We start from the raw sequence: 21,201 nt of genomic DNA on the forward strand, positions 1-21,201 counted from the left end.
TATTCTCGTCGCCATGAAAAAAACTCTCCCTTTAAGCCTGATCGCAGCCCTCGGTGAAAACCGCGTGATCGGCGTCGACAACAGCATGCCCTGGCATTTGCCGGGGGATTTCAAATATTTCAAGGCCACCACCCTGGGCAAGCCGATCATCATGGGGCGCAAGACCTGGGATTCCCTGGGTCGACCGTTGCCGGGTCGCTTGAACATTGTGGTCAGCCGTCAGACCGATTTGGTGCTCGAAGGTGCGGAAGTTTTTCCGTCCCTCGATGCAGCCGTTGCGCGGGCCGAGGCCTGGGCGTTGGAGCAGGGCGTGGATGAGCTGATGCTGATCGGCGGCGCGCAGCTGTATACGCAGGGGCTGGAGCAGGCGGATCGCCTGTATTTGACGCGGGTGGAGTTGAGCCCGCAAGGGGATGCGTGGTTTCCGCAGTTTGATACCCGCCAATGGAAGCTGGTGTCGAATGTGCAGAATCCGGCTGAAGGTGACAAGCCGGCCTATAACTTCGAAGTTTGGGAAAAAGCCTAAAAGCATCGCGGGCAAGCCCGCTCCCACCGTTGAACCGGTTTCTTCAGTAAAAATCGGTCAACTGTGGGAGTGGGCTTGCCCGCGATAGCGGTCTATCAGGCCTGCGCCAACTCAGCATGCTCATCGGCATTGAGCAGCTCTTTATCCGTCTGCTGCATGATCTGGCTGGTAATCGCCCCCGCCGTCATCGAACCATTCACGTTCAACGCCGTACGGCCCATGTCGATCAGCGGCTCCACGGAAATCAGCAGCGCCACCAACGCCACCGGCAAGCCCATGGCCGGCAGCACGATCAGCGCGGCAAACGTCGCACCGCCGCCCACGCCCGCTACACCGGCCGAGCTCAGGGTCACAATCGCCACCAGGGTGGCGATCCACAGCGGGTCCAGGGGGTTGATGCCCACGGTTGGCGCCACCATCACGGCCAGCATCGCCGGGTACAGGCCGGCACAGCCGTTCTGGCCAATCGTCGCACCAAACGAGGCGGCGAAGCTGGCGATGGACTGCGGGATGCCCAGGCGGCGGGTCTGCGCTTCGATGCTCAGCGGGATGCTCGCCGCGCTGGAGCGGCTGGTGAAGGCAAAGGTCAGCACCGGCCATACCTTGCGGAAGAAGCGCAGCGGGTTGATCCCGGCCAGGGACAGCAGCAGGCCGTGGACCATGAACATCAGCCCCAGCGCCAGGTAGGACACCAGCACGAAACTGCCGAGCTTGATGATGTCTTGCAGGTTGGAACTGGCGACCACTTTGGTCATCAGCGCCAGTACGCCGTAAGGGGTCAGCTTCATCACCAGGCGCACCAGGCGCATCACCCAGGCTTGCAGGGTGTCGATGGCGTTGATCACTTTCTGACCTTTTTCCACGTCGTCCTTGAGCAGTTGCAGCGCGGCAACCCCCAGGAACGCGGCGAAGATCACCACACTGATAATCGACGTCGGCTTGGCCCGGGCCAGGTCGGCGAACGGGTTTTGCGGGATAAACGACAGCAGCAACTGCGGGATATTCAGGTCGGCGACCTTGCCTGCGTAGTCACTCTGGATCACCTGCAGGCGCGCCAGCTCCTGGGTGCCGGCCACCAGGCCTTCGGCGGTGAGGCCAAACAGGTTGGTCAGGCCGATACCGATCAGCGCCGCAATGGCGGTGGTGAACAGCAGCGTGCCGATGGTCAGGAAACTGATCTTGCCCAGGGACGCGGCGTTATGCAGGCGGGCCACGGCGCTGAGGATCGAGGCGAACACCAGCGGGATCACGATCATCTGCAACAGTTGCACATAACCATTGCCCACCAGGTCGAACCAACTGATCGAGGCCTTGAGTACCGGGTGACCAGCACCATAAATGGTGTGCAGGATCACACCAAAAACCACCCCGAGCACCAGTGCCAGCAGGACCTTCTTGGCCAGGCTCCAGTGGGTGCGACGGGTTTGGGCCAGGCCTAGCAGTAACGCCAGGAACACCAGCAAATTGAGAATCAGCGGCAGATTCATTGAAGCTCCAATTAAATGGCTGCCAGTCGCCTGAGCGTGCGACTGCGAACCGGAAAGCCTAACAGCTTGAAATATATTGATTTAATACCTTTATGGAATGACTACTGTCGTTTTTGGAATAAGGCTTTGGCGCCCAGACGTACGCCGGTGGCGGTATCAGGACGCAGACGGTCGCGCTGGCGCCGGGAACGGTCATAAGGATTTGTTAGCGTTTATGCCTTTCACTCAGGGAGAAAACGCACATGAAGCTCGCGCCGAGACTGTTTGCCGCCGCGCTATGCCTGGGGCTTGTCAGCCAGGTCATGGCCGCCACCGAGTTGAAACACTGGCCGGCACCCGCCGCCAAGCAACTCAACGAAATGATTGCCGCCAACGCCAACAAGGGCAATTACGCGGTGTTCGACATGGACAACACCAGCTACCGCTTCGACCTCGAAGAGTCACTGTTGCCGTACATGGAAAACAAGGGCCTGATCACCCGCGACAGTCTCGATCCGTCGCTCAAACTTATGCCGTTCAAAGACACCGCTGACCATAAGGAAAGTCTGTTCAGTTACTACTATCGCCTGTGCGAAGTGGACGACATGGTCTGCTACCCGTGGGTTGCCCAGGTGTTTTCAGGCTTTACCCTCAAGGAACTCAAGGGCTACGTCGATGAGCTGATGGCCTCCGGTAAACCGGTGCCGGTCACCTACTTCGAAGGCGACGTGGTGAAGAACATGGAGGTGCAGCCGCCGAAAATCTTCACCGGCCAGACCGAGCTGTACAACAAGCTGATGGAAAACGGCATCGACGTGTACGTGATGACCGCTGCCTCTGAAGAGCTGGTGCGCATGGTCGCCTCGGATCCGAAGTACGGCTACAACGTCAAGCCGCAGAACGTCATTGGCGTCAGCCTGTTGCTCAAGGACCGCAAGACTGGCGAGCTGACAACCGCCCGCAAGCAGATCAGCGCCGGCAAATACGACGAAAAGGCCAACCTCGGCCTGGAACTGACCCCCTACCTGTGGACCCCGGCAACCTGGATGGCCGGCAAGCATGCGGCGATCCTCACCTACATCGACGAGTGGAAAAAACCGGTGCTGGTCGGCGGCGACACCCCCACCAGCGACGGCTACATGCTGTTTCACGATGTGGACGTGGCCAAGGGTGGCATCCACTTGTGGATCAACCGCAAGGACAAGTACATGACCCAGATTAACGGCATGATGGCCAAGCATGCGGCGGCCCAGGCCAAGGAAGGGTTGGCGGTGACGGCGGATAAAAACTGGGTGATCGTCAAGCCCGACGAAATCCAGTAACCCTGTGGGAGCTTGCCAGCTCCCACAGTTGATCTCCTGTGGTTTGGCGATTCAGGCAGGCAAAAAAATGCCCCGCACTTGGCGGGGCATTTTTATGGGTGGGGCTTACAGGCCGTCGAGCATGGCCTTGTTACGCACCGCACCCTTGTCGGCACTGGTGGCCAGCAGGGCGTAGGCCTTCAGGGCGGTGGTGACTTTGCGCGGACGCTTCTCCACCGGCTTCCAGCCTTTCTTGTCCTGCTCGACCCGGCGTGCCGCCAGTTCTTCATCGCTGATCAACAGGTTGATCGAGCGGTTCGGAATGTCGATCAGCACCTTGTCGCCATCCTGCACCAGGCCAATCGCGCCACCGGCAGCGGCTTCTGGCGAAGCGTGGCCGATGGACAGGCCCGAAGTACCGCCGGAGAAACGCCCGTCGGTCAGCAGCGCGCAGGCTTTGCCCAGGCCCTTGGACTTCAGGTACGAGGTCGGGTAGAGCATTTCCTGCATACCCGGGCCGCCTTTCGGGCCTTCGTAGCGGATGATTACGATGTCGCCTTCTTTCACTTCGTCGGCGAGGATGCCGCGTACCGAGCTGTCCTGACTTTCGTAGATCTTGGCGCGACCTTCGAACACATGGATCGACTCATCCACGCCAGCGGTCTTCACCACGCAGCCGTCGAGGGCGATGTTGCCGTACAGCACAGCCAGGCCGCCTTCTTTGGAGTAGGCGTGTTCGACACTGCGGATGCAGCCGTTTTCACGGTCGTCGTCCAGGGTGTCCCAGCGGGTCGACTGGCTGAAGGCCGTCTGGGTCGGGATACCGGCCGGGCCTGCCTTGAAGAAGGTGTGCACGGCTTCGTCGTCAGTCAGGGTGATGTCCCACTTGGCGATGCCCTCGGCCAGGGATTTGCTGTGCACGGTCGGCAGGTCGGTGTGCAACAGGCCGCCACGGGCCAGGGAGCCTAAGATCGAGAAGATCCCGCCGGCGCGGTGCACGTCTTCCATGTGGTACTTCTGGATGTTCGGCGCGACCTTGCACAACTGCGGCACGTGGCGGGACAGGCGGTCGATGTCGCGCAGGTCGAAGTCGATCTCGGCTTCTTGCGCTGCGGCCAGCAAGTGCAGGATGGTGTTGGTGGAACCGCCCATGGCGATATCCAGGGTCATGGCGTTTTCGAACGCCTTGAAGTTGGCGATATTGCGCGGCAACACCGACTCATCGTTCTCGGTGTAGTAACGCTTGCACAGCTCGACGATGGTGCGGCCGGCCTGCAGGAACAACTGCTCGCGGTCGCTGTGGGTGGCCAGGGTCGAACCGTTGCCCGGCAAGGCCAGGCCGAGGGCTTCCACCAGGCAGTTCATCGAGTTGGCGGTGAACATGCCGGAGCACGAACCGCAGGTCGGGCAGGCGCTGCGCTCGTATTCCGCGACCTTCTCGTCAGAAGCGCTGGAATCGGCGGCGATGACCATGGCGTCAACCAGGTCCAGGCCGTGGGAGGCGAGCTTGGTTTTGCCGGCTTCCATCGGGCCGCCAGAGACGAAAATCACCGGGATGTTCAGGCGCAGGGCGGCCATCAGCATGCCAGGGGTGATCTTGTCGCAGTTGGAGATGCAGACGATGGCGTCGGCGCAGTGGGCGTTGACCATGTATTCCACGGAGTCGGCGATGATCTCGCGGCTCGGCAGGGAATACAGCATGCCGTCATGGCCCATGGCGATGCCGTCATCCACGGCGATGGTGTTGAATTCTTTTGCTACGCCGCCAGCACGTTCGATCTCGCGGGCGACCAGTTGGCCCAGGTCCTTGAGGTGGACGTGGCCCGGTACGAATTGGGTGAACGAGTTGGCAATCGCGATGATCGGCTTCTTGAAGTCGTCATCTTTCATCCCCGTGGCACGCCACAGTGCGCGGGCGCCGGCCATGTTGCGGCCATGGGTGGATGTTTTCGAGCGGTAATCTGGCATTGGAGCACTCCGGGCGGCTAATCAAGTACTAAAGGGGAGTGAGCTTCTAATTGACGACTGGAACACCCGAAAAATGGCCGTGTGTCCGGAAGTTGCCACTCGCATCGCGGGATCGCCGCTTGCTTGGGCCTCGAGCTCATAAACCCGCCGGGGGATGACTGGCGATGAATAGGGTCGATTCTACACCGCTGGCGTCGGGAGGGAATGGCGAGAAGCATGTCCCGGGGCTTTATCGCCCGACCCTCGTATTTGTCAGCCAGCCCCAGAGGCTGAAGGCGATGAAGCTTGCGGCAATGGTCATCAGCAAATGCGTTCCGGTTTGCGCAAGGGCGGCACTGCTGATCGCGGCCGTGAGGAACATGATGCTGTTGCCCGCCGAGGCGGCCGTGCCCGCGCTGCTTGAGAACAACAGCATCGCCGCCGAAATCGCCGCCGGGCGCACCAGGGTCACGGCCAGGGCGCTGATCAGCATCGGGATCAGCAGGGTTATGGTGGTGATGGCGTCAAGGCTGACGATCAGCATCAGTAGCACACCGGCCACCAGCAGTAACCCCAGGCCGATATTGATTTGCCGGGACAGCGAGATGCGTTTTTGCAGAAACGAGGCCACCACGCCGCCTAGCAGATAGGCCACGCCGTAGACCATCAGCACCAGGGCGTACTGGTATTCGGAGAGTTTCAGCCCATCCATGAACATCAGGGGGGTGACACTGATCAAGGCGAAGTAGCAGGCGAACACCAGTGCTGCGATCCACCAGTAGCGCAGGAAGTCCCGGTTGCCGGCCACGGCTTTCAAGGTGGCGATGATCGACACCGGTGCGCGATGGGGGCTGGCGGACTTGGACGGCAGGATGCACAGCGCATGGATCAACATGCCCAATGCCATCACTGCGAACCCGTAGAAGCTGCCTTGCCAGTCAAAGGTGGTTTGCAGCCAGGAGCCGATCAGCGGCGAAAGGGCGACGAACGAGCCGCTCAGGGTCATGTAATACAGGCGCACGCGAGCCCGGTCCTGCTCCTCGAACAGGTCTTCCACCAGGGCGTGGCCCAGCACGAAGAAGCCACAGCCCATGGCCTGCACGCTGCGAAACAGCAGGAAGGTCAGGTAGTCCGATGCCAGCGTGCAGCCTATCGCCCCCAGGATCGACAGTGTGATGCAGCCAAGCAGGACTTCCTTGCGCCCCCATTTATCCGAGAGTGGGCCGGCGATCAGTTGGGAGACCGAAAAAACCAGGGTAAACAGGCTGATGGACAGCGCGACATTGGCGCTGGGCGTGTCGAACCTAGCGGCGAGGGCCGGAAATGAAGGCAGCAGGATATTGATCGGGAAGAAGCTGATCAGGGCAATGCAGGTGATGAGGATGAAGCGGGAAAGATACTGGCGTTTGGCTGGGCCATCGAGGACGGGCGAGCAGGTGGAATCAGACATTGTTTTTGTTTTCCGCAGTGAAGCCAGAAACCGATACTAGTCTGCAAAAAGTGGAATTCAATCAAAACCTTTGAAGGGAATTTCCTGGGGGGGCGCGTGGCTGGCGACGGTAGGAAAAATCTTTCTGACACTGCACAAAAAAAGGTGGGAGCTGGCAAGCCCACTCCCACCTTTGATCTGCATGTTACTTAGCTATTGGGCAACAACCGGCACGTAATGCTCTTGATATAGCGCGTCTCGGCAATCGCCGGGTGCACCGGGTGGTCCGGGCCCTGGCCACCACGCTCCAGCATCTGGATATTACGGTCCAGGTGGCGGGCGCTGGTCAGCAGGATGTTTTGCAGGTCGTCTTCCGGCAGGTGCATGGAGCACGAGGCGCTGACCAGGATACCGTCCTTGCTGAGCAGGCGCATGGCTTGCTCATTGAGGCGGCGGTAAGCGCCTTCGCCGTTTTTCATGTCTTTTTTGCGTTTGATGAAGGCCGGTGGGTCGGCGACGATCACGTCGAAGCGCTCCTCGCTGGCTTTCAATTCTTTCAACGCTTCAAACACGTCGCCTTCGATGCAGGTCATCTTCTCGGCAACGCCGTTCAGCGCGGCGTTGCGCTCTACGCCATCCAGAGCAAAGGCCGAGGCATCGACGCAGAACACTTCACTGGCGCCAAACGCGGCAGCTTGCACGCCCCAGCCGCCGATGTAGCTGTACAGATCGAGAACGCGCTTGCCTTTGGCATACGGGGCCAGGCGTGCACGGTTCATGCGGTGGTCGTAGAACCAACCGGTCTTCTGGCCCTGGATCACCGGGGCTTCGAATTGCACGCCGTTTTCTTCCAGGGCAACCCATTCAGGGACCAGGCCGAACACGGTTTCGACGTAGCGGTTGAGGCCTTCGGCGTCGCGCGCGGCGGAATCGTTCTTGAACAGGATGCCGCTGGGCTTGAGCACTTGGGTCAGCGCGGCGATCACGTCTTCTTTATGGGCTTCCATGGTCGCCGAAGCGATCTGCACCACCAGGATATCGCCGAAACGGTCGACCACCAGGCCCGGCAGCAGGTCGGAGTCGCCGTAGACCAGGCGGTAGAACGGCTTGTCGAACAGGCGGTCGCGCAGGGACAGGGCGACGTTGATGCGGTGCACCAGCAGCGACTTGTCCAGCGGCAACTTGATGTCGCGCGACAGCAGGCGCGCGCAGATCAGGTTGTTCGGGCTCATGGCCACGATGCCCAGGGTCTTGCCGCCGGCCGCTTCGAGGATGGCCTGGTCGCCTGCCTGGAAGCCGTGGAGTGGGGTGGCGGCCACGTCGATTTCGTTGCTGTAGACCCACAGGTGGCCGTTGCGCAAACGACGATCGGCGTTGGCTTTGAGACGCAGGCTTGGCAGGGACATGACGTCGCTCCGGAAAAAAGAGCGGGAGTATACCCTTTGCGCGCCCGTTCATGTGGGCGCTGGCTTGCCTGCGATGCAGACGGCGCGGTGTATCTGACGTACGGCGGCGATGCAATCGCAGGCGAGCCAGCTCCCATATTGGATCGGGGTCCGGTTCGGGTTTTTGAGGTGTCGGTCAGCTTTGCTTAGAGGTTAGAATTCGCGCCTAGTCCAGAGTATGTACCTATGTCCCAAGAGCTTTCCGCCGAACAGATCCAACAGGCCCTGCAAGGCATCAGCGTGCCGCCCCAACCGCAAATCATGGTGGATTTGCAGATGGAGCAGTACATGCCCGATCCGGACCTGGAGGTGATTGCGCGGCTGATCTCCCAGGACCCGGGCCTCTCCGGCTCGTTGCTGAAAATCGTCAACTCGCCGTATTACGGCCTGAGCAACAAGATTGCCTCGATCCAACGCGCGGTGAACCTGTTGGGCAGCCGCTCGATCGTCAACCTGATCAACGCCCAGTCGATCAAGGGCGAGATGAGCGATGACACCATCGTCACCCTCAACCGGTTCTGGGACACCGCCCAGGACGTGGCGATGACCTGCCTGACCCTGGCCAAGCGCACCGGCTCCCAGGCGGTAGACGAAGCCTATGCCCTGGGGCTGTTCCACGATTGTGGCGTGCCGCTGATGCTCAAGCGTTTCCCGGACTACATGAGCGTGCTGGAAGATTCCTACGCCAAGGCGGGGCCCGATTGTCGGGTGGTCGACACCGAGAACAGCGCGTTCCACACCAACCATGCGGTGGTGGGCTATTACACCGCCAAGTCCTGGCGCCTGCCGGAGCATGTGACCAACGCCATCGCCAACCACCACAATGCCCTGGCGATTTTCAGCGATGAGTCGGCGCGTAACAGCCCGCTGAAAAACCTGCTGGCGATCCTGAAGATGGCCGAGCATATCTGCGCGTCCTATCGGGTACTGGGCAACCAGACGGTGGACCATGAATGGGACAGCATCGGCCACCTGGTGCTGGATTACGTGGGCCTGTCGGACTACGACTTCGAGAACCTGAAGTTGTCGATCCGCGAGTTGGGCGCGCACTAACCTTTCTATCGCGAGACGAATATGCCTGAGCTGCCAGAAGTCGAAACCACCCGGCGCGGAATTGCGCCGCACCTGGAAGGCCAGCGGGTCAGCCGCGTGGTTGTGCGTGAACGGCGCCTGCGCTGGCCGATCCCCGAAGACCTGGATGTGCGCCTGTCCGGGCAGCGCATCGTGCTGGTGGAGCGGCGGGCCAAGTACCTGCTGATTAACGCCGAAGTCGGCACCTTGATCAGCCACTTGGGTATGTCGGGCAATTTGCGCCTGGTGGAAGTCGGTCTACCGGCAGCCAAGCATGAGCATGTGGACATCGAGCTGGAGTCGGGCCTGGCCCTGCGCTACACCGACCCCCGGCGCTTTGGCGCGATGCTCTGGAGCCAGGACCCGCACAACCACGAACTGCTGCTGCGCCTGGGGCCGGAGCCGTTGACCGACCTGTTTGATGGCGAGCGCCTGTTCCAGCTGTCCCGTGGGCGCTCGATGGCGGTCAAGCCGTTCATCATGGACAACGCGGTGGTGGTGGGGGTGGGCAATATCTACGCGACCGAGGCGCTGTTTGCCGCCGGGATCGACCCGCGCCGGGAGGCCAAGGGCATTTCCCGTGGGCGTTACCTGAAGCTGGCGATCGAGATCAAACGCATCCTCGCGGCCGCCATCGAGCGCGGCGGTACGACATTGCGCGACTTTATCGGTGGCGATGGGCAGCCGGGGTATTTCCAGCAGGAACTGTTCGTCTACGGCCGGGGTGGCGAGGCGTGCAAGGTCTGCGGGAGCGAATTGCGCAATGTGATGTTGGGGCAGCGGGCGAGTGTGTTTTGCCCCAAGTGCCAGAGCTGATTGTGTGTGACGGCGGCTGCCGTCATCGCGGGCAAGCCCGCTCCCACATTTTGCTTTGTGAATACCTTCAAGTGTGGGAGCTGGCTTGCCTGCGATGAGGCCCGCCCAGCCACCACAAGGTCTCAGGCCTTGCCGGTAATCAACCGGTACTTCTCCATCAACTGCTCTTCAGTCTCAGGGTGTGCCTCATCCAGCGGGATGCAATCGACCGGGCACACTTGCTGGCACTGGGGTTCGTCGTAGTGGCCGACACACTGGGTGCACAGGTTGGGGTCGATCACGTAGATCTCTTCACCCTGGGAAATGGCAGCGTTCGGGCACTCGGGTTCGCAGACGTCGCAGTTGATGCAATCGTCGGTGATGATCAGGGACATGGAAACTCCTGCCAGGGCGCTCTGCCAAGGCATCTGAAAAACTAATGCGCGCAATTGTGCCGCATTGGCGCCCGCAGTGCGAGCGGGCGCCGGTCGAGCGGTCTTACTTCTTGAAGCGCAGCGTCAGCGCATCGGCGACCGCAGGGTGCACAAACTTGGTGATATCACCGCCCAATGCCGCGATTTCCCGGACCAGGGTCGAAGAAATGAACGAATAACGTTCCGACGGCGTAAGAAACAGGCTCTCAACGTCCGGCGCCAGTTGGCGGTTCATATTGGCCAGCTGGAATTCATACTCGAAGTCCGACACCGCCCGCAGCCCGCGCAGGAATACATTGGCGTTCTGCTCCTTGGCGAAGTGTGCCAGCAGCGTCGAAAAGCCCACCACTTCCACGTTAGGCAGGTGCTTGGTGACCTCACGGGCCAGCTCCACGCGCTGTTCCAGGGGAAACAGCGGGTTTTTCTTGGGGCTGGCCGCGACCGCGATGATCACATGGTCGAACAAGCGCGATGCGCGTTCGACCAGATCGCCATGGCCTTTGGTAATCGGGTCGAAGGTACCTGGGTACAACACTCGGTTCATCGCGTCGTCCTGGCGGAGTCCGTTGGGGAACCGGATGGTATCGCAGCCATCCCGGTCGGCCAAGTCAACTTATTCAGAAGAAAGCACTATAGACACCGCGAATACCTGGTTTTTTCATGCTGTTTTCAGACGTTCGGCCAGCGCCGTCGCCAGTTGCGCGGTCAGGCCGTACACCGAAAGCTGGGGGTTGGCGCCGATACTGGTGGGGAACAGCGAGCCATCATGGATCGACAGGTTGCGCAGTTGGTGATGCCGGCCAAGGCTGTCGGCCACGGCATTTTTCGGCTCTTCGCCCATGGCGCAACCGCCCATCACATGGGCGCTGCCCAGGCAGGTGCGATGCAGCTCCAGGTTCAGGCCGTCGATCAGGCTGCGGGCCTCGGCCAGTGTGCTGACGTAGCGCGCATCGTGGTGCAGTGGCTTGACCGACTTGGCGCCGGCGGCGAACTGGATCTCGGCCATGCTATGAAACGCCCGGCGCAGGCCGTCCCAGGCGTAGGGCGAGACCTCATAGTCGAGCACCGGCGTGCCATCGCCGCGCAGGCCGACGCTGCCGCCCTGGCTGTCGGGGTGGAAGCCGTCCCGCAGCAGCGCCAGCATCGCGTGGGTCTTGGGCAACTGGCTCATGTCCAGGGCGTTTTGCGTGCCATACCCCCCGAACAACGTGCTGGCCAGCGCCGGGTGCAAGGGTGGCGCTTCGAGCTTGTAGGACATTTTACCGGTGGTGCCGTCCTGCCATTGGAAGTGGTCGGAGTAGATCGACTGCGGCGCGCCGTAGAACGGGTTGATCACCTCATCGAACAGCCCCGCGGAAAAATTCACCAGATGCAGGAAGGTGCGCTTGCCCAGGCGCGAATGCGGGTCGGGTGCGTCCGAGCGCATCAACAGCGCCGGGCTGTTGATGCCGCCGCCGGCCAGCACGTAATGCTTGGCTTTGACCGTGATCTTGCGGCCGGTGGGCGCGACGCAACGGGAGTCCATGGCCACGCATTCGAGGCTGGTGATGGTATCGCCACTGAACTTCAAGCGCTCGGCGCGGGCCAGGTAGAGCAACTCGCCGCCTTGCTCCAGGGTCGAGGGAATGGTGGTCACCAGCATTGATTGCTTGGCGTTGACCGGGCAGCCCATGCCGCAATAGCCCAGGTTGAAGCAGCCGCGCACGTTGCGCGGGATCACATGCCAGCTGTAGCCGAGCTTTTCGCAGCCTTTGCGGATCACATCGTTGTTGGGGTTGGGCGGCAGGGCCCAGGGTGCGATGCCCAGGCGCTGCTCCATCTTTTCAAACCACGGCGCCATCTCGGCGCTGCTGTGGCCCTTGACCGCGTACTCGCTGGCCCAGTGAGCCAGGGTCGGGTCGGGCGTGCGAAAGCTCGAGGTCCAGTTGATCAGCGTGGTGCCGCCCACGGCGCGGCCCTGCAGGATGGTGATGGCGCCGTCCTTGCTCATGCGCCCGATGCCTTCCTGATACAGGCTGGCGTAGGCCTCGTCTTCCAGCAGCTTGAAATCGCTGCTGGTCTTGAGCGGGCCTTCTTCGATCAACAGCACTTTGTAGCCAGCGGCGCTGAGGATTTCTGCGGTGGTGCCACCGCCTGCGCCGCTGCCGATGATCGCGACATCGGCCTCCAGCACCAGGTCCTGGTCGAGGGCGGCGCCGTTATGGGTCTTCCAGCCGCGGGCCATGCCATCGCGGAACACATCAGGTACGGGCATCAGCTTGTTCTCTTATTGTTTTGGCTACGGAGTGGCTATCAACGTGGGTTACCCAGGCTAGATCCTCGGTGGCCCGGGGTACCCGCAATGGGCCCAGGACTCGGGCCGGAAGTACCAGGCCATGATCACCAGCTTGAGCAGCGAGCCCTGGCCCATGCGCAGCAGGTTGAGGAAGCTGTTTTCCCAGCGATGCAGGAAGTTGCGGATCTGCTCGCTGCTGGCGTTTTCCCAACTGCCCCAGATGCCGGTCAGCGGGCCACGGGTGACGGCCATGCCCAGTACGTCGAACAACTGTTGGGTCAGCTTGAACATCTCCGGCGACAGGTGCTGCAGGCTGTAATCGAGTTTTTTCAGGGTGTCTTCAATGCCTGCCGCCACCACCTCGGCGCTGGCCGCGCCTTCGAGCAACACCGGGATCACTGCGCGCAAAAACGGCAGGTCGCTGTTGCGCAGCATGGCAAAGCCGCTGGCGGGGGTACTGCTGGAGCAGCCGCTGAGGCTGGCGCCAAGGCCGGCGGTGGCCAGGAAGGCGCTGGCGCACAGGCCGATTTTCAAGACGCCGCGCCGCGACAGCGTGGGTGATTCAGTCAGGCTAGGGTTCATTTTTATTGTTGTCCCGGTGGTAACGGTTTTAGCGCACGAACAGCTTCTGGATCAGTTTCTGGATGGCTTTGCCATATGGCGGGTAAATCAGCTTGGCCGCATTCAGGCGCTGTTTGATCAGCACCCCCTTGGCCTTGCTGAAGGTGAGAAAACCCTCATGCCCATGGTAGTGGCCCATACCCGACGGGCCGATGCCGCCAAACGGCATATCGTCCTGGGCCACATGCAGCAGGGTGTCGTTCAGGCACACGCCGCCGGAATGGGTTTCGTGGAGTACGCGATTCTGTTCGGCCTTGTTGTAGCCGAAGTAATACAACGCCAGCGGGCGGGGGCGCTGGTTGATGTAGGCAAAGGCCTGGTCGATGCCGCGATAGGGCACGATGGGCAGCACCGGGCCGAAAATCTCGTCCTGCATTACGGTCATCTCATCGCTGACATTCAGCAGCAGGCTATGGGCCATGCGCCGGGCCTGGCCCTGGTCGTAGAGCGGCAACAGGGTCGCACCCTTGTCGGTGGCGTCCTTGATGTAGGCATTGAGCCGGGCGAGTTGTCGCTCGTTGATGATTGCGGTGTAGTCCGGGTTGTCGGCCAGGGTCGGATAAAACCCGCGTACCGCCTGGGTGTAGGCCTCGACGAAACCGTCCACCCGCTCTTCGGGAACCAGCACGTAGTCTGGCGCCACACAGGTTTGCCCGGCATTCAGCGCCTTGCCGAATGCGATCCGTTCGGCGGCGTCCTTGAGTGGCACATCGGCCGAGACAATGGCTGGGGATTTGCCGCCCAGCTCCAGGGTGACTGGGGTCAGGTGCTCGGCGGCGGCGCGCATCACATGCTTGCCGATGCTGGTGGCCCCGGTGAACAGCAGGTGATCGAACGGCAGCTTGGAGAACGCCATGCCCACTTCGGCTTCGCCGAGCACCACGCACACCAGGTCTTCGGGGAAAATTTGCGCCAGCAGGGTCTTGAGCAGTTGGCCGGTGGCGGGGGTAGATTCGCTGAGCTTGAGCATCACCCGGTTACCCGCCGCCAGCGCGCCGACCAACGGCCCTATGGCCAGGTACAGCGGGTAGTTCCAGGGCACGATCACCCCGATAACGCCCAGGGGCTGATAGATCACTTTGGCAGATGCCGGCTGGAAGGCTATACCTACAGCGCGGCGCGATGGTTTCATCCAGCCTTTGAGGTGTTTGCTGGCGTAGTGAATGCCGTGCAGGCTGGGCATCAGTTCGGCGAATAGGGTTTCATCGGCGCTGCGATGGCTGAAATCGTTGCTGATGGCCTCGATCAGCGCCTGGCGCTCATCGCTGAGCAGGTCACGCAATGCCTTGAGCCACTGCTGGCGCTGCGCCGCTGGCGGCATCGGGTTGGCCGCGTAGGCGCGGCGCTGGGCAGCGAACAGGTCCTGGAGCTGGTCCAGCGCCTGGGAATCTTGCAGGTAGGCAACATTGGCAGACATGGCGCAGTTCCCGAATATTATTGGAGTACCTGGGTTTTTAGAGTCATTGCTCTAATTTGTCAAATGCCTTCGCAGTAACATGCAGTTTTATCCTGGCAAGGATAGACCGTAAGATGTTTGCATCAGGATTCAAGAAGCCGATACCCCATGGCACCACGAGTAAAGACCAGCGAACGCATCGTGCAAACCAGCCTGGAGTTGTTCAACCAGCAGGGCGAGCGCAGCATCAGCACCAACCATATTGCCGCCCATATGGAAATATCCCCGGGCAACCTGTACTACCACTTTCCGAACAAGCAGGCGATTATCGCGGTGCTGTTTCGCGAATATGAAGCCCTGGTGGACAGCTTCCTGCGCCCGCCCCAGGGGCGCGCCATGGTGGTCGAAGACAAGCGTTTCTACCTGCAGGCGGTACTGGCCGGCATGTGGCGCTACCGTTTTTTGCACCGTGACCTTGAGCATCTGCTGGAGAGCGACCCGGAGCTGGCCACCGGCTACCGGCGTTTTTCCCAGCGCTGCCTGATTCAGGGCGGCGCGATTTACCGGGGGTTTGTCGAGGCCGGGATCCTGAACATGGACCCGGTGCAGACCGAAGCCCTGACCCTCAATGCCTGGATTATCCTCACCTCCTGGGTGCGCTTTTTGTGCACCACCAACGAGAACTCCGCACACCTGAGCGCCGAGGCGATCAAGCGCGGGGTGTACCAGGTGCTGGTGCTGGAGGCGGGGTTTATCACGCCACAGGCCAAAGAAGCCGTGGACGCGCTGTTCAAGGAATTTTACGTGCCGTTAAGTCAGGCACTGGAAGAAGTGAAGTAGGCCCTTTCCCGAACGTATTTCCAGGAGTCCGTTATGCCGCTTGCACAACTGATCAGCCCGCAACAACTGGCCGAGCGCCAGCAGCACGCAGGCTTAGTCATCCTCGATTGCCGGTTTGCCCTGGAAGACCCGGATTACGGGCGTTGCAGCTATGCCGAAGGGCATATCGAGGGGGCACAGTATGCCGATCTGGAACGCCACCTCAGCGGGCCGGTGACTAAAGGCGTGACTGGACGCCATCCGCTGCCGGCACCCGAGGCGCTGGTCCAGCAGTTGCGGGCCTGGGGCATCCATGCCGACAGCGAAATCGTGCTGTATGACGATGGTCCTGGCGCGTATGCCGCCCGTGCCTGGTGGCTGCTGGCCTGGTTGGGCAAGCGCGACGGGGTGTCGATCCTCGATGGTGGCCTGAAGGCCTGGCACAGCGCCGGTTTCCCTTTGAGCCTGGATGCGCCGGGCACCGAGCCGGGGACCTTTGCGGGCACTGCGGACTACGACCTGCTACTGGACGCAGAGCACCTGCAAAAACGCCTGGGCCAGCCGGGCCTGACACTGATCGACGCCCGGGCCTTGCCGCGCTTTCGCGGTGAGGTGGAACCCATCGACCCGATTGCCGGGCATATTCCCGGCGCGCAATGTGCGGCGTTCAGCGAGAACCTGGGCAGTGACGGGCGCTTCTTGCCGGTGGAGCAGCTCAAGCAGCGGTTTGCCGACAAGCTGCAAGGTCGTTCGCCGAATGAGTTGGTGGCGTATTGCGGCTCGGGCGTGACGGCGTGTCACAACCTGTTTGCTCTGAGCCTGGCGGGGTATCCGTTGGGCAAGTTGTATGCGGGGTCGTGGAGTGAGTGGATCAATGATCCGCAGCGGGCAATTGCTACTGGCGACTGATTCACCAGGCATGCAAACCCAATCCCATGTGGGCGCAGGCAAGCCAGCCACATTATTTATCGAGTTGAGACAGCAGCCATTGCGGGATCCGCCGCTCCAGGTAGTACCCGGGCTGTTTCAGCGAACCATCGACAAACCCCACGTGCCCGCCCTTGGCCTGCAATTCAAACTCGATGCAGTCCGACAGTTCACTGGCCTGGGGCAGGCTGTGGGCAAACACAAAAGGATCATCTGCCGCCTGGATGATCAGCGTCGGTGTGCGAATCGCCCCGAGGAAGTAACGGCTCGACGCCCGCCGGTAATAGTCCTCGGCACTCAGGTAGCCATGCAGTGGCGCAGTGACGCGCCCATCGAAATCCCAGAACGTGCGCATCTTTTCCAGGGAGCCCAGCTCGGCCAGGGTTTTCAGTGCTTCTTCGCGACCATCCTGTAGGAATTGGCGCTGCTTGACCCGGATATAGCCGAGCATCTCGCGCATGAAGTGCTTCTGATAGACCCGTGAAAAGCCCAGGCCGATACGGTCGGCGCACTGGTCCAGGCGAAATGGTACCGAGACCGCGGCCGCGCCTTGCAGGCCGGAGTTGTCGCCGGTTTCGCCCAAGTGCTTGAGCAGTACATTGCCGCCCAGGGAGTAACCCACGGCATACAGCGGCGCCAATGGTCGCTTGGCCCGCAGGTGTGCGATGGCGGCCGCCAGGTCTTCACTGGCCCCGGAGTGATAACTGCGGGCCAGCAGGTTGGGTTCGCCGGAACAACCACGCCAATTCAACGCGACACTGGCCCAGCCCTGACTGGCCAGGGCTTTTTGCAGGCCGGCGACGTAGGGCGAATTGGACGAGCCGGTCAGCCCATGCAGCACCAGCACCAAGGGCGCATGCGGGTCGTGGGGGCCGTGCCAGTCAAGGTCGAGGAAGTCGCCATCCTCCAGCCATAGGCGCTCGCGTTGGCGTTCGAGGTGGGTGGTGGGGCGCCAGAGCGGGCCCCACAACGTTTGCAGGTGAGGGTTGCCGAGGCCGAAGGCGGGGGTGAAGCGGTGGGAGGGTTGCGGCACGATGGGTGGTCTCGACACTGCTTTAATGTTGGCTGCGTATTTTGTGGCTGTGACTTGTGACTTGTGGCTTGTGGCTATGGGTGTGGCTGTGGGTGTGGCTGTGGCGAGCGGGCTTGCCCGCGTTGGACTGCGCAGCAGTCCCATTTTCTAGGGTCGCTGCGCAACCCAACGCGGGCAAGCCCGCTCGCCACAGTAAAGCGGTTTGCCACGTTATTTAGTCAGCGGTCTGGACCGTACGTTGCCACAACGCGTAATACACCCGCCCGGATTTTTGCTCGCGGTGCAGGCGCCAGTTGCCCGGCAGGCCCAGGGTCGACGGCGCGGTTTCGCTTTCGGTGTAGACCCAGGCCTCATCGGCCAGCCACTGGCGCTCTTCCAGCAGCGCGCAGACGGTTGGCAACAGGTTCTGGTTGAACGGCGGGTCGAGGAACACCACGTCGAATGCACTGGCTGGCTGGGTTTCCAGGTAGCGCAGGGCATCGGCGGTTTGGACGTGACCGGTGGTGCAACGCAGGGTGCCCAGGTGTTCGCGCAGGCTGGAAACCGCCACGTTGCTCGCGTCCAGCGCCTGGCCCAGGGCGGCGCCACGGGACAGGGACTCGAGGAACAGCGCGCCGCTGCCGGCGAACGGGTCAAGCACCTTGGCCCCTTCGATATACGGCGCGAGCCAGTTGAACAGGGTCTCGCGGACCCGGTCCGGAGTCGGGCGCAGGCCCACGACATCGGGGAAGCTCAGCTTGCGGCTGCGCCATTGGCCGCCAATGATGCGCAGCTGGCCCACACCGTTATGCACGTTATGGACAGGTTTTTTAGGGCGGGATGGACTAGCCATTAATGCTCCGGAACCCCGAGCGGCTGCTCGGCAGGTTTATCAGTGGGGGGCGGTAGTGGCTTTTGCGCGGTGGTGGGACCAGCGGTCACGATCACCATTTTATCGCTGCTCAAGTGCTTGTTCAGTGCGGCCTTGACCTGTTCGGTAGTCAGGGCCTGGGATTGCTTCATGAAATCTTCCAGGTAGTTGAGCGGCAGGTTGTAGAAACCCATGGCGCCCAGTTGCCCGACGATATCGGCGTTGCTCGCAGTGGACAGCGGGAAGCTGCCGGCCAGTTCGCGCTTGGCGTCATCCAGTTCTTTTTGCGTCGGCCCGGTCTTGAGGTAGTCGGCCAGCACTTGCTCCACCAGGCGCAAGGTGCCGCCGCTCATCTCGGCGCGGGTCTGCAGGTTGATCATGAACGGACCACGCACCTGCATCGGCGAGAAGCCCGAGTACACGCCATAGGTCAGGCCGCGCTTCTCGCGCACTTCGCTCATCAAGCGGGTGCCAAAGCCACCGCCGCCAAGGATCTGGTTGCCCAGGGACAGGGCCGCGTAGTCCGGATCGGCGCGGTTGATGCCCAGTTGTGCGAACAACAGGTGCGTCTGCTTGGAGGGAAACTCGATATGCCCCAGGCCGGCCTTGGGCTCGGTCGGCTCGGCGATCTTCGCCAGTGCCGGGCCCTTGGGCAGGGATGCGGACACCTTGGCTGCCATGGCTTCGGCGTCGGCACGGGACAGGTCGCCGACCATCGCGATCACCGCGTTACCGGCGGCGTAGGCCTTGGCGTGGAATGCCTTCAGCTGTGCCTGGGTAATGGCCGGAACGCTCTCGGGCGTGCCTTCGCTCGGGTGCGCATAGGGATGGTCGCCGTACAGGCGCTTGAACAGCTCGATGCTCGCCAGCTTGCCCGGGTTCTGCTTCTGGTACTCGAAGCTGGCCAGCAACTGGTTCTTGATCCGCGCCAGGGAGTCGGCGGGGAAGGTCGGCTGGCCGATCACCTGGTCAAACAGCGTAATGGCGGCCTCGCGCTTGTCGGCGGCACTGAGGCTGCGCAGCGACACCAGCGCCATATCGCGGTAGGCGCCGTTGCTGAAATCCGCCCCCAGGCCTTCAAAACCGGCGGCAATCTGCCCCACATCCTTGCCCGGCACGCCTTCGTTGAGCATGGCGTTGGTCAGCAGGGCCAGGCCCGGCGTGTTGCCGTCCTGGCTGCTGCCGGCAGCGAACAGGATGCGCATGTCGAACATCGGCAGTTCGTGGGCTTCGACGAACAGCACCTTGGCGCCTTCGGCGGTGTTCCAGGTCTGCACGTTGAGCTGGCGGTTGGTCGGGTTCTTGCCGTCCAGTTCTGCCAGGGATTGCAGGGTCTTGCTGGACTTGGCCTGCTCCAGCGCCGGGCTGGCAACGGAGTCGTCCGGGCGACCGATATACACCGCGACTGCCGCCACCAGAGTCACGACGATCAGGCCAGGCAGCACCAGGCGGTTGTTTTTGCGATCACTCATGAGTGCTCTCCTGTGGCATGACATGGGCGACACTCAGGCGTTCGCGGGTGAAATACGTGCGCGCGGCCTTCTGGATGTCTTCGGGCGTCACGCTTTGCAGCTCGGCGAGCTCGGTGTCCATGAGTTTCCACGACAGGCCGACCGTTTCCAGGGAGCCAATGGCTGTGGCCTGGCTGGTGATGGAGTCACGCTCGTAGACCAACCCGGCAATGACCTGGGCGCGAATACGCTCCAGTTCCTCGGCGGTCGGTGGCTTGGCCTTGAGTTCATCCAGCAGGCGCCAGAGCCCGGCTTCGGCCTGGGCCACGGTTTTCTTCTTCTGCTGGTTGGGGGTGGCGCTCAAGGTGAACAGGCTGTCGCCGCGGGTGTAGGCGTCGTAGCTGGTCGAGGCAGCCGACACCAATTCTTCACCGCGTTCCAGCTGGCTCGGGATGCGCGCGCTGTAGCCGCCATCGAGCAGTGCCGAGATCAGGCGCAGGGCGTTGACCGAGCGCTTGTCTTCGGCGGTGGCCAGGCCCGGTACGTTGAAGCCGAGGATGACGCTCGGTAGCTGCGTCTGCACATGCATGGTCAGCAGGCGTTCGCCCGGCTCGGCCAGTTCCAGGGGCTTTTTCGCCGGTGGTACGTCACGCTTGGGGATCGGGCCGAAGTAACGTTGGGCCAGGGTTTTCACCTCGTCCGGGGTCACGTCGCCGACCACCACCAGGGTGGCGTTGTTCGGCACATACCAGGATTGGTACCAGTGGCGCAGTTCCTCGACCTTCATGCGGTCCAGGTCGGCCATCCAGCCGATGGTCGGCGTGTGATAGCCGCTGGCCGGGTAGGCCATGGCCTTGAAGCGTTCGAAGGCCTTGGACATCGGGTTGTCATCGGTGCGCAGGCGGCGCTCCTCCTTGATGACTTCGATCTCGCGGCTGAATTCGTCGGCCGGCAGGCGCAGGGTGGCCATGCGGTCGGCTTCCAGCTCCAGGGCCACGCCCAGGCGGTCGCGGGCCAGCACTTGGTAGTAGGCGGTGTAGTCGTCGCTGGTGAAGGCGTTCTCTTCGGCGCCCAGGTCGCGCAGGATCAACGAGGCTTCGCCGGGGCCGGTCTTGGAGCTGCCCTTGAACATCATGTGTTCCAGGGCGTGGGACAAACCGGTCTGGCCAGGGGTTTCATAGCTGGAGCCGACCTTGTACCAGACCTGCGAGACCACCACCGGGGCGCGATGGTCTTCGCGCACGACGACCTTGAGGCCGTTGTCCAGGGTGAATTCATGGGTGGGTTGTGGGTCGGCAGCCAAGGCTGAAAGGGGCAGACAAACTGTGCTGAGCAGCAGGCCTGCGGCGCGGCGGGCTAGAGCATTCATTCGTTTTTAAACCTGTTGGGCTGCCCGCTTGGTCTTAGCGTCGGCG

At 61.9% G+C, this 21,201-nt stretch carries 19 protein-coding genes; 6 read left to right on the forward strand and 13 right to left on the reverse strand.

Translation table 11 applies throughout. The features are described from left to right. Positions 1-13 precede the first annotated feature (13 nt). A complete protein-coding gene (locus tag HBO24_RS07860) occupies positions 14-526 on the forward strand; it encodes a dihydrofolate reductase (protein ID WP_057440396.1) in 513 nt (170 codons plus the stop codon). A 95-nt stretch (positions 527-621) separates the two neighbouring features. On the opposite strand, the gene HBO24_RS07865 is transcribed toward HBO24_RS07860, so the two are convergent. After that, a complete protein-coding gene (locus tag HBO24_RS07865; RefSeq protein WP_170059527.1) occupies positions 622-2,013 on the reverse strand; it encodes an L-cystine transporter in 1,392 nt (463 codons plus the stop codon). 302 nt (positions 2,014-2,315) lie between these two features. Between HBO24_RS07865 and HBO24_RS07870 the strand changes: the two genes are divergently transcribed. Further along, the gene (locus tag HBO24_RS07870) at positions 2,316-3,314 is read left to right on the forward strand and encodes a haloacid dehalogenase-like hydrolase (RefSeq protein WP_170059575.1); all 999 of its coding nucleotides are present in this window, start codon (positions 2,316-2,318) and stop codon (positions 3,312-3,314) included. A gap of 105 nt (positions 3,315-3,419) precedes the next feature. Here the strand turns inward: HBO24_RS07870 and ilvD are convergent, their stop codons facing one another. The 3 genes from ilvD to HBO24_RS07885 form a co-directional block, all read right to left on the reverse strand. Next, entirely contained in the window at positions 3,420-5,261 is a 1,842-nt protein-coding gene (gene ilvD, locus HBO24_RS07875) for a dihydroxy-acid dehydratase (protein WP_057440393.1), read from the reverse strand. A 229-nt stretch (positions 5,262-5,490) separates the two neighbouring features. Beyond that, positions 5,491-6,690: an MFS transporter gene (locus HBO24_RS07880; protein WP_057440392.1), complete on the reverse strand. Its 1,200-nt coding sequence runs from the start codon at positions 6,688-6,690 to the stop codon at positions 5,491-5,493. A 188-nt stretch (positions 6,691-6,878) separates the two neighbouring features. After that, positions 6,879-8,075, reverse strand: a complete 1,197-nt coding sequence (locus HBO24_RS07885; RefSeq protein WP_057440391.1) for a class I SAM-dependent rRNA methyltransferase — start codon at positions 8,073-8,075, stop codon at positions 6,879-6,881. Positions 8,076-8,354: 279 nt separating this feature from the next. Here HBO24_RS07885 and HBO24_RS07890 point away from each other — a divergent pair, with 279 nt between their 5' ends. Both HBO24_RS07890 and mutM read left to right on the forward strand, forming a co-directional pair. After that, the gene (locus tag HBO24_RS07890) at positions 8,355-9,167 is read left to right on the forward strand and encodes an HDOD domain-containing protein (RefSeq protein WP_169960163.1); all 813 of its coding nucleotides are present in this window, start codon (positions 8,355-8,357) and stop codon (positions 9,165-9,167) included. A 21-nt stretch (positions 9,168-9,188) separates the two neighbouring features. Then, positions 9,189-10,001, forward strand: coding sequence for a bifunctional DNA-formamidopyrimidine glycosylase/DNA-(apurinic or apyrimidinic site) lyase (mutM, locus tag HBO24_RS07895; protein ID WP_057440389.1), 813 nt, complete (start codon positions 9,189-9,191; stop codon positions 9,999-10,001). A 122-nt stretch (positions 10,002-10,123) separates the two neighbouring features. Here mutM and HBO24_RS07900 read toward each other — a convergent pair whose 3' ends face one another. The 5 genes from HBO24_RS07900 to HBO24_RS07920 form a co-directional block, all read right to left on the reverse strand. After that, positions 10,124-10,375: a YfhL family 4Fe-4S dicluster ferredoxin gene (locus HBO24_RS07900; RefSeq protein WP_003213796.1), complete on the reverse strand. Its 252-nt coding sequence runs from the start codon at positions 10,373-10,375 to the stop codon at positions 10,124-10,126. A gap of 103 nt (positions 10,376-10,478) precedes the next feature. Further along, positions 10,479-10,958: a pantetheine-phosphate adenylyltransferase gene (coaD, locus tag HBO24_RS07905; protein WP_003176711.1), complete on the reverse strand. Its 480-nt coding sequence runs from the start codon at positions 10,956-10,958 to the stop codon at positions 10,479-10,481. Positions 10,959-11,072: 114 nt separating this feature from the next. Next, entirely contained in the window at positions 11,073-12,668 is a 1,596-nt protein-coding gene (locus tag HBO24_RS07910) for a GMC family oxidoreductase (RefSeq protein ID WP_057960897.1), read from the reverse strand. A gap of 57 nt (positions 12,669-12,725) precedes the next feature. Beyond that, the gene (locus HBO24_RS07915; protein WP_169960102.1) at positions 12,726-13,271 is read right to left on the reverse strand and encodes a twin-arginine translocation pathway signal protein; all 546 of its coding nucleotides are present in this window, start codon (positions 13,269-13,271) and stop codon (positions 12,726-12,728) included. A gap of 28 nt (positions 13,272-13,299) precedes the next feature. After that, positions 13,300-14,727 (reverse strand): coniferyl aldehyde dehydrogenase, encoded by a 1,428-nt coding sequence (locus HBO24_RS07920; RefSeq protein WP_170045723.1) that lies wholly within the window; start codon positions 14,725-14,727, stop codon positions 13,300-13,302. Between the two features lie 147 nt (positions 14,728-14,874). On the opposite strand from HBO24_RS07920, the gene HBO24_RS07925 reads away from it, so the two are divergent. After that, positions 14,875-15,546 carry a TetR/AcrR family transcriptional regulator gene (locus HBO24_RS07925; RefSeq protein ID WP_029300622.1) on the forward strand — a complete coding sequence of 224 codons (672 nt, stop codon included), beginning with the start codon at positions 14,875-14,877 and terminating at the stop codon, positions 15,544-15,546. 33 nt (positions 15,547-15,579) lie between these two features. Then, positions 15,580-16,434 (forward strand): sulfurtransferase, encoded by an 855-nt coding sequence (locus HBO24_RS07930; protein ID WP_057440387.1) that lies wholly within the window; start codon positions 15,580-15,582, stop codon positions 16,432-16,434. Between the two features lie 52 nt (positions 16,435-16,486). Here the strand turns inward: HBO24_RS07930 and HBO24_RS07935 are convergent, their stop codons facing one another. The 4 genes from HBO24_RS07935 to HBO24_RS07950 all read right to left on the reverse strand — a co-directional run bounded on the left by HBO24_RS07935 (position 16,487) and on the right by HBO24_RS07950 (position 21,155). Next, a complete protein-coding gene (locus HBO24_RS07935; protein ID WP_057960894.1) occupies positions 16,487-17,485 on the reverse strand; it encodes a hydrolase in 999 nt (332 codons plus the stop codon). A 214-nt stretch (positions 17,486-17,699) separates the two neighbouring features. Next, positions 17,700-18,317 (reverse strand): 16S rRNA (guanine(966)-N(2))-methyltransferase RsmD, encoded by a 618-nt coding sequence (rsmD, locus tag HBO24_RS07940; RefSeq protein ID WP_170059528.1) that lies wholly within the window; start codon positions 18,315-18,317, stop codon positions 17,700-17,702. Then, on the reverse strand, positions 18,317-19,807 hold the full coding sequence (locus HBO24_RS07945) for a pitrilysin family protein (protein WP_057960892.1): 1,491 nt from the start codon (positions 19,805-19,807) through the stop codon (positions 18,317-18,319). Before HBO24_RS07945 ends, rsmD begins: the two co-directional genes overlap by 1 nt. Next, a complete protein-coding gene (locus HBO24_RS07950; protein ID WP_057440385.1) occupies positions 19,800-21,155 on the reverse strand; it encodes a pitrilysin family protein in 1,356 nt (451 codons plus the stop codon). The genes HBO24_RS07945 and HBO24_RS07950 overlap by 8 nt, the downstream gene beginning before the upstream one ends. Positions 21,156-21,201: the final 46 nt, after the last annotated feature.

The sequence above is a fragment of the Pseudomonas sp. WS 5410 genome, assembly GCF_012985645.1.
In the GTDB taxonomy this organism is placed as follows: domain Bacteria; phylum Pseudomonadota; class Gammaproteobacteria; order Pseudomonadales; family Pseudomonadaceae; genus Aquipseudomonas; species Aquipseudomonas shahriarae.

Excerpts from the sequence above, each read along its gene's own strand:
- HBO24_RS07865 (WP_170059527.1), bottom strand. The coding sequence starts at position 2,013 with ATGAATCTGCCGCTGATTCTCAATTTGCTGGTGTTCCTGGCGTTACTG.
- HBO24_RS07950 (WP_057440385.1), bottom strand. The coding sequence starts at position 21,155 with ATGAATGCTCTAGCCCGCCGCGCCGCAGGCCTGCTGCTCAGCACAGTT.
- HBO24_RS07915 (WP_169960102.1), bottom strand. The coding sequence starts at position 13,271 with ATGAACCCTAGCCTGACTGAATCACCCACGCTGTCGCGGCGCGGCGTC.
- mutM (WP_057440389.1), top strand. The coding sequence starts at position 9,189 with ATGCCTGAGCTGCCAGAAGTCGAAACCACCCGGCGCGGAATTGCGCCG.
- HBO24_RS07880 (WP_057440392.1), bottom strand. The coding sequence starts at position 6,690 with ATGTCTGATTCCACCTGCTCGCCCGTCCTCGATGGCCCAGCCAAACGC.
- HBO24_RS07860 (WP_057440396.1), top strand. The coding sequence starts at position 14 with ATGAAAAAAACTCTCCCTTTAAGCCTGATCGCAGCCCTCGGTGAAAAC.
- HBO24_RS07945 (WP_057960892.1), bottom strand. The coding sequence starts at position 19,807 with ATGAGTGATCGCAAAAACAACCGCCTGGTGCTGCCTGGCCTGATCGTC.
- HBO24_RS07920 (WP_170045723.1), bottom strand. The coding sequence starts at position 14,727 with ATGTCTGCCAATGTTGCCTACCTGCAAGATTCCCAGGCGCTGGACCAG.
- HBO24_RS07930 (WP_057440387.1), top strand. The coding sequence starts at position 15,580 with ATGCCGCTTGCACAACTGATCAGCCCGCAACAACTGGCCGAGCGCCAG.
- HBO24_RS07910 (WP_057960897.1), bottom strand. The coding sequence starts at position 12,668 with ATGCCCGTACCTGATGTGTTCCGCGATGGCATGGCCCGCGGCTGGAAG.
- HBO24_RS07885 (WP_057440391.1), bottom strand. The coding sequence starts at position 8,075 with ATGTCCCTGCCAAGCCTGCGTCTCAAAGCCAACGCCGATCGTCGTTTG.
- coaD (WP_003176711.1), bottom strand. The coding sequence starts at position 10,958 with ATGAACCGAGTGTTGTACCCAGGTACCTTCGACCCGATTACCAAAGGC.
- HBO24_RS07900 (WP_003213796.1), bottom strand. The coding sequence starts at position 10,375 with ATGTCCCTGATCATCACCGACGATTGCATCAACTGCGACGTCTGCGAA.
- HBO24_RS07925 (WP_029300622.1), top strand. The coding sequence starts at position 14,875 with ATGGCACCACGAGTAAAGACCAGCGAACGCATCGTGCAAACCAGCCTG.
- HBO24_RS07870 (WP_170059575.1), top strand. The coding sequence starts at position 2,316 with ATGGCCGCCACCGAGTTGAAACACTGGCCGGCACCCGCCGCCAAGCAA.
- rsmD (WP_170059528.1), bottom strand. The coding sequence starts at position 18,317 with ATGGCTAGTCCATCCCGCCCTAAAAAACCTGTCCATAACGTGCATAAC.
- ilvD (WP_057440393.1), bottom strand. The coding sequence starts at position 5,261 with ATGCCAGATTACCGCTCGAAAACATCCACCCATGGCCGCAACATGGCC.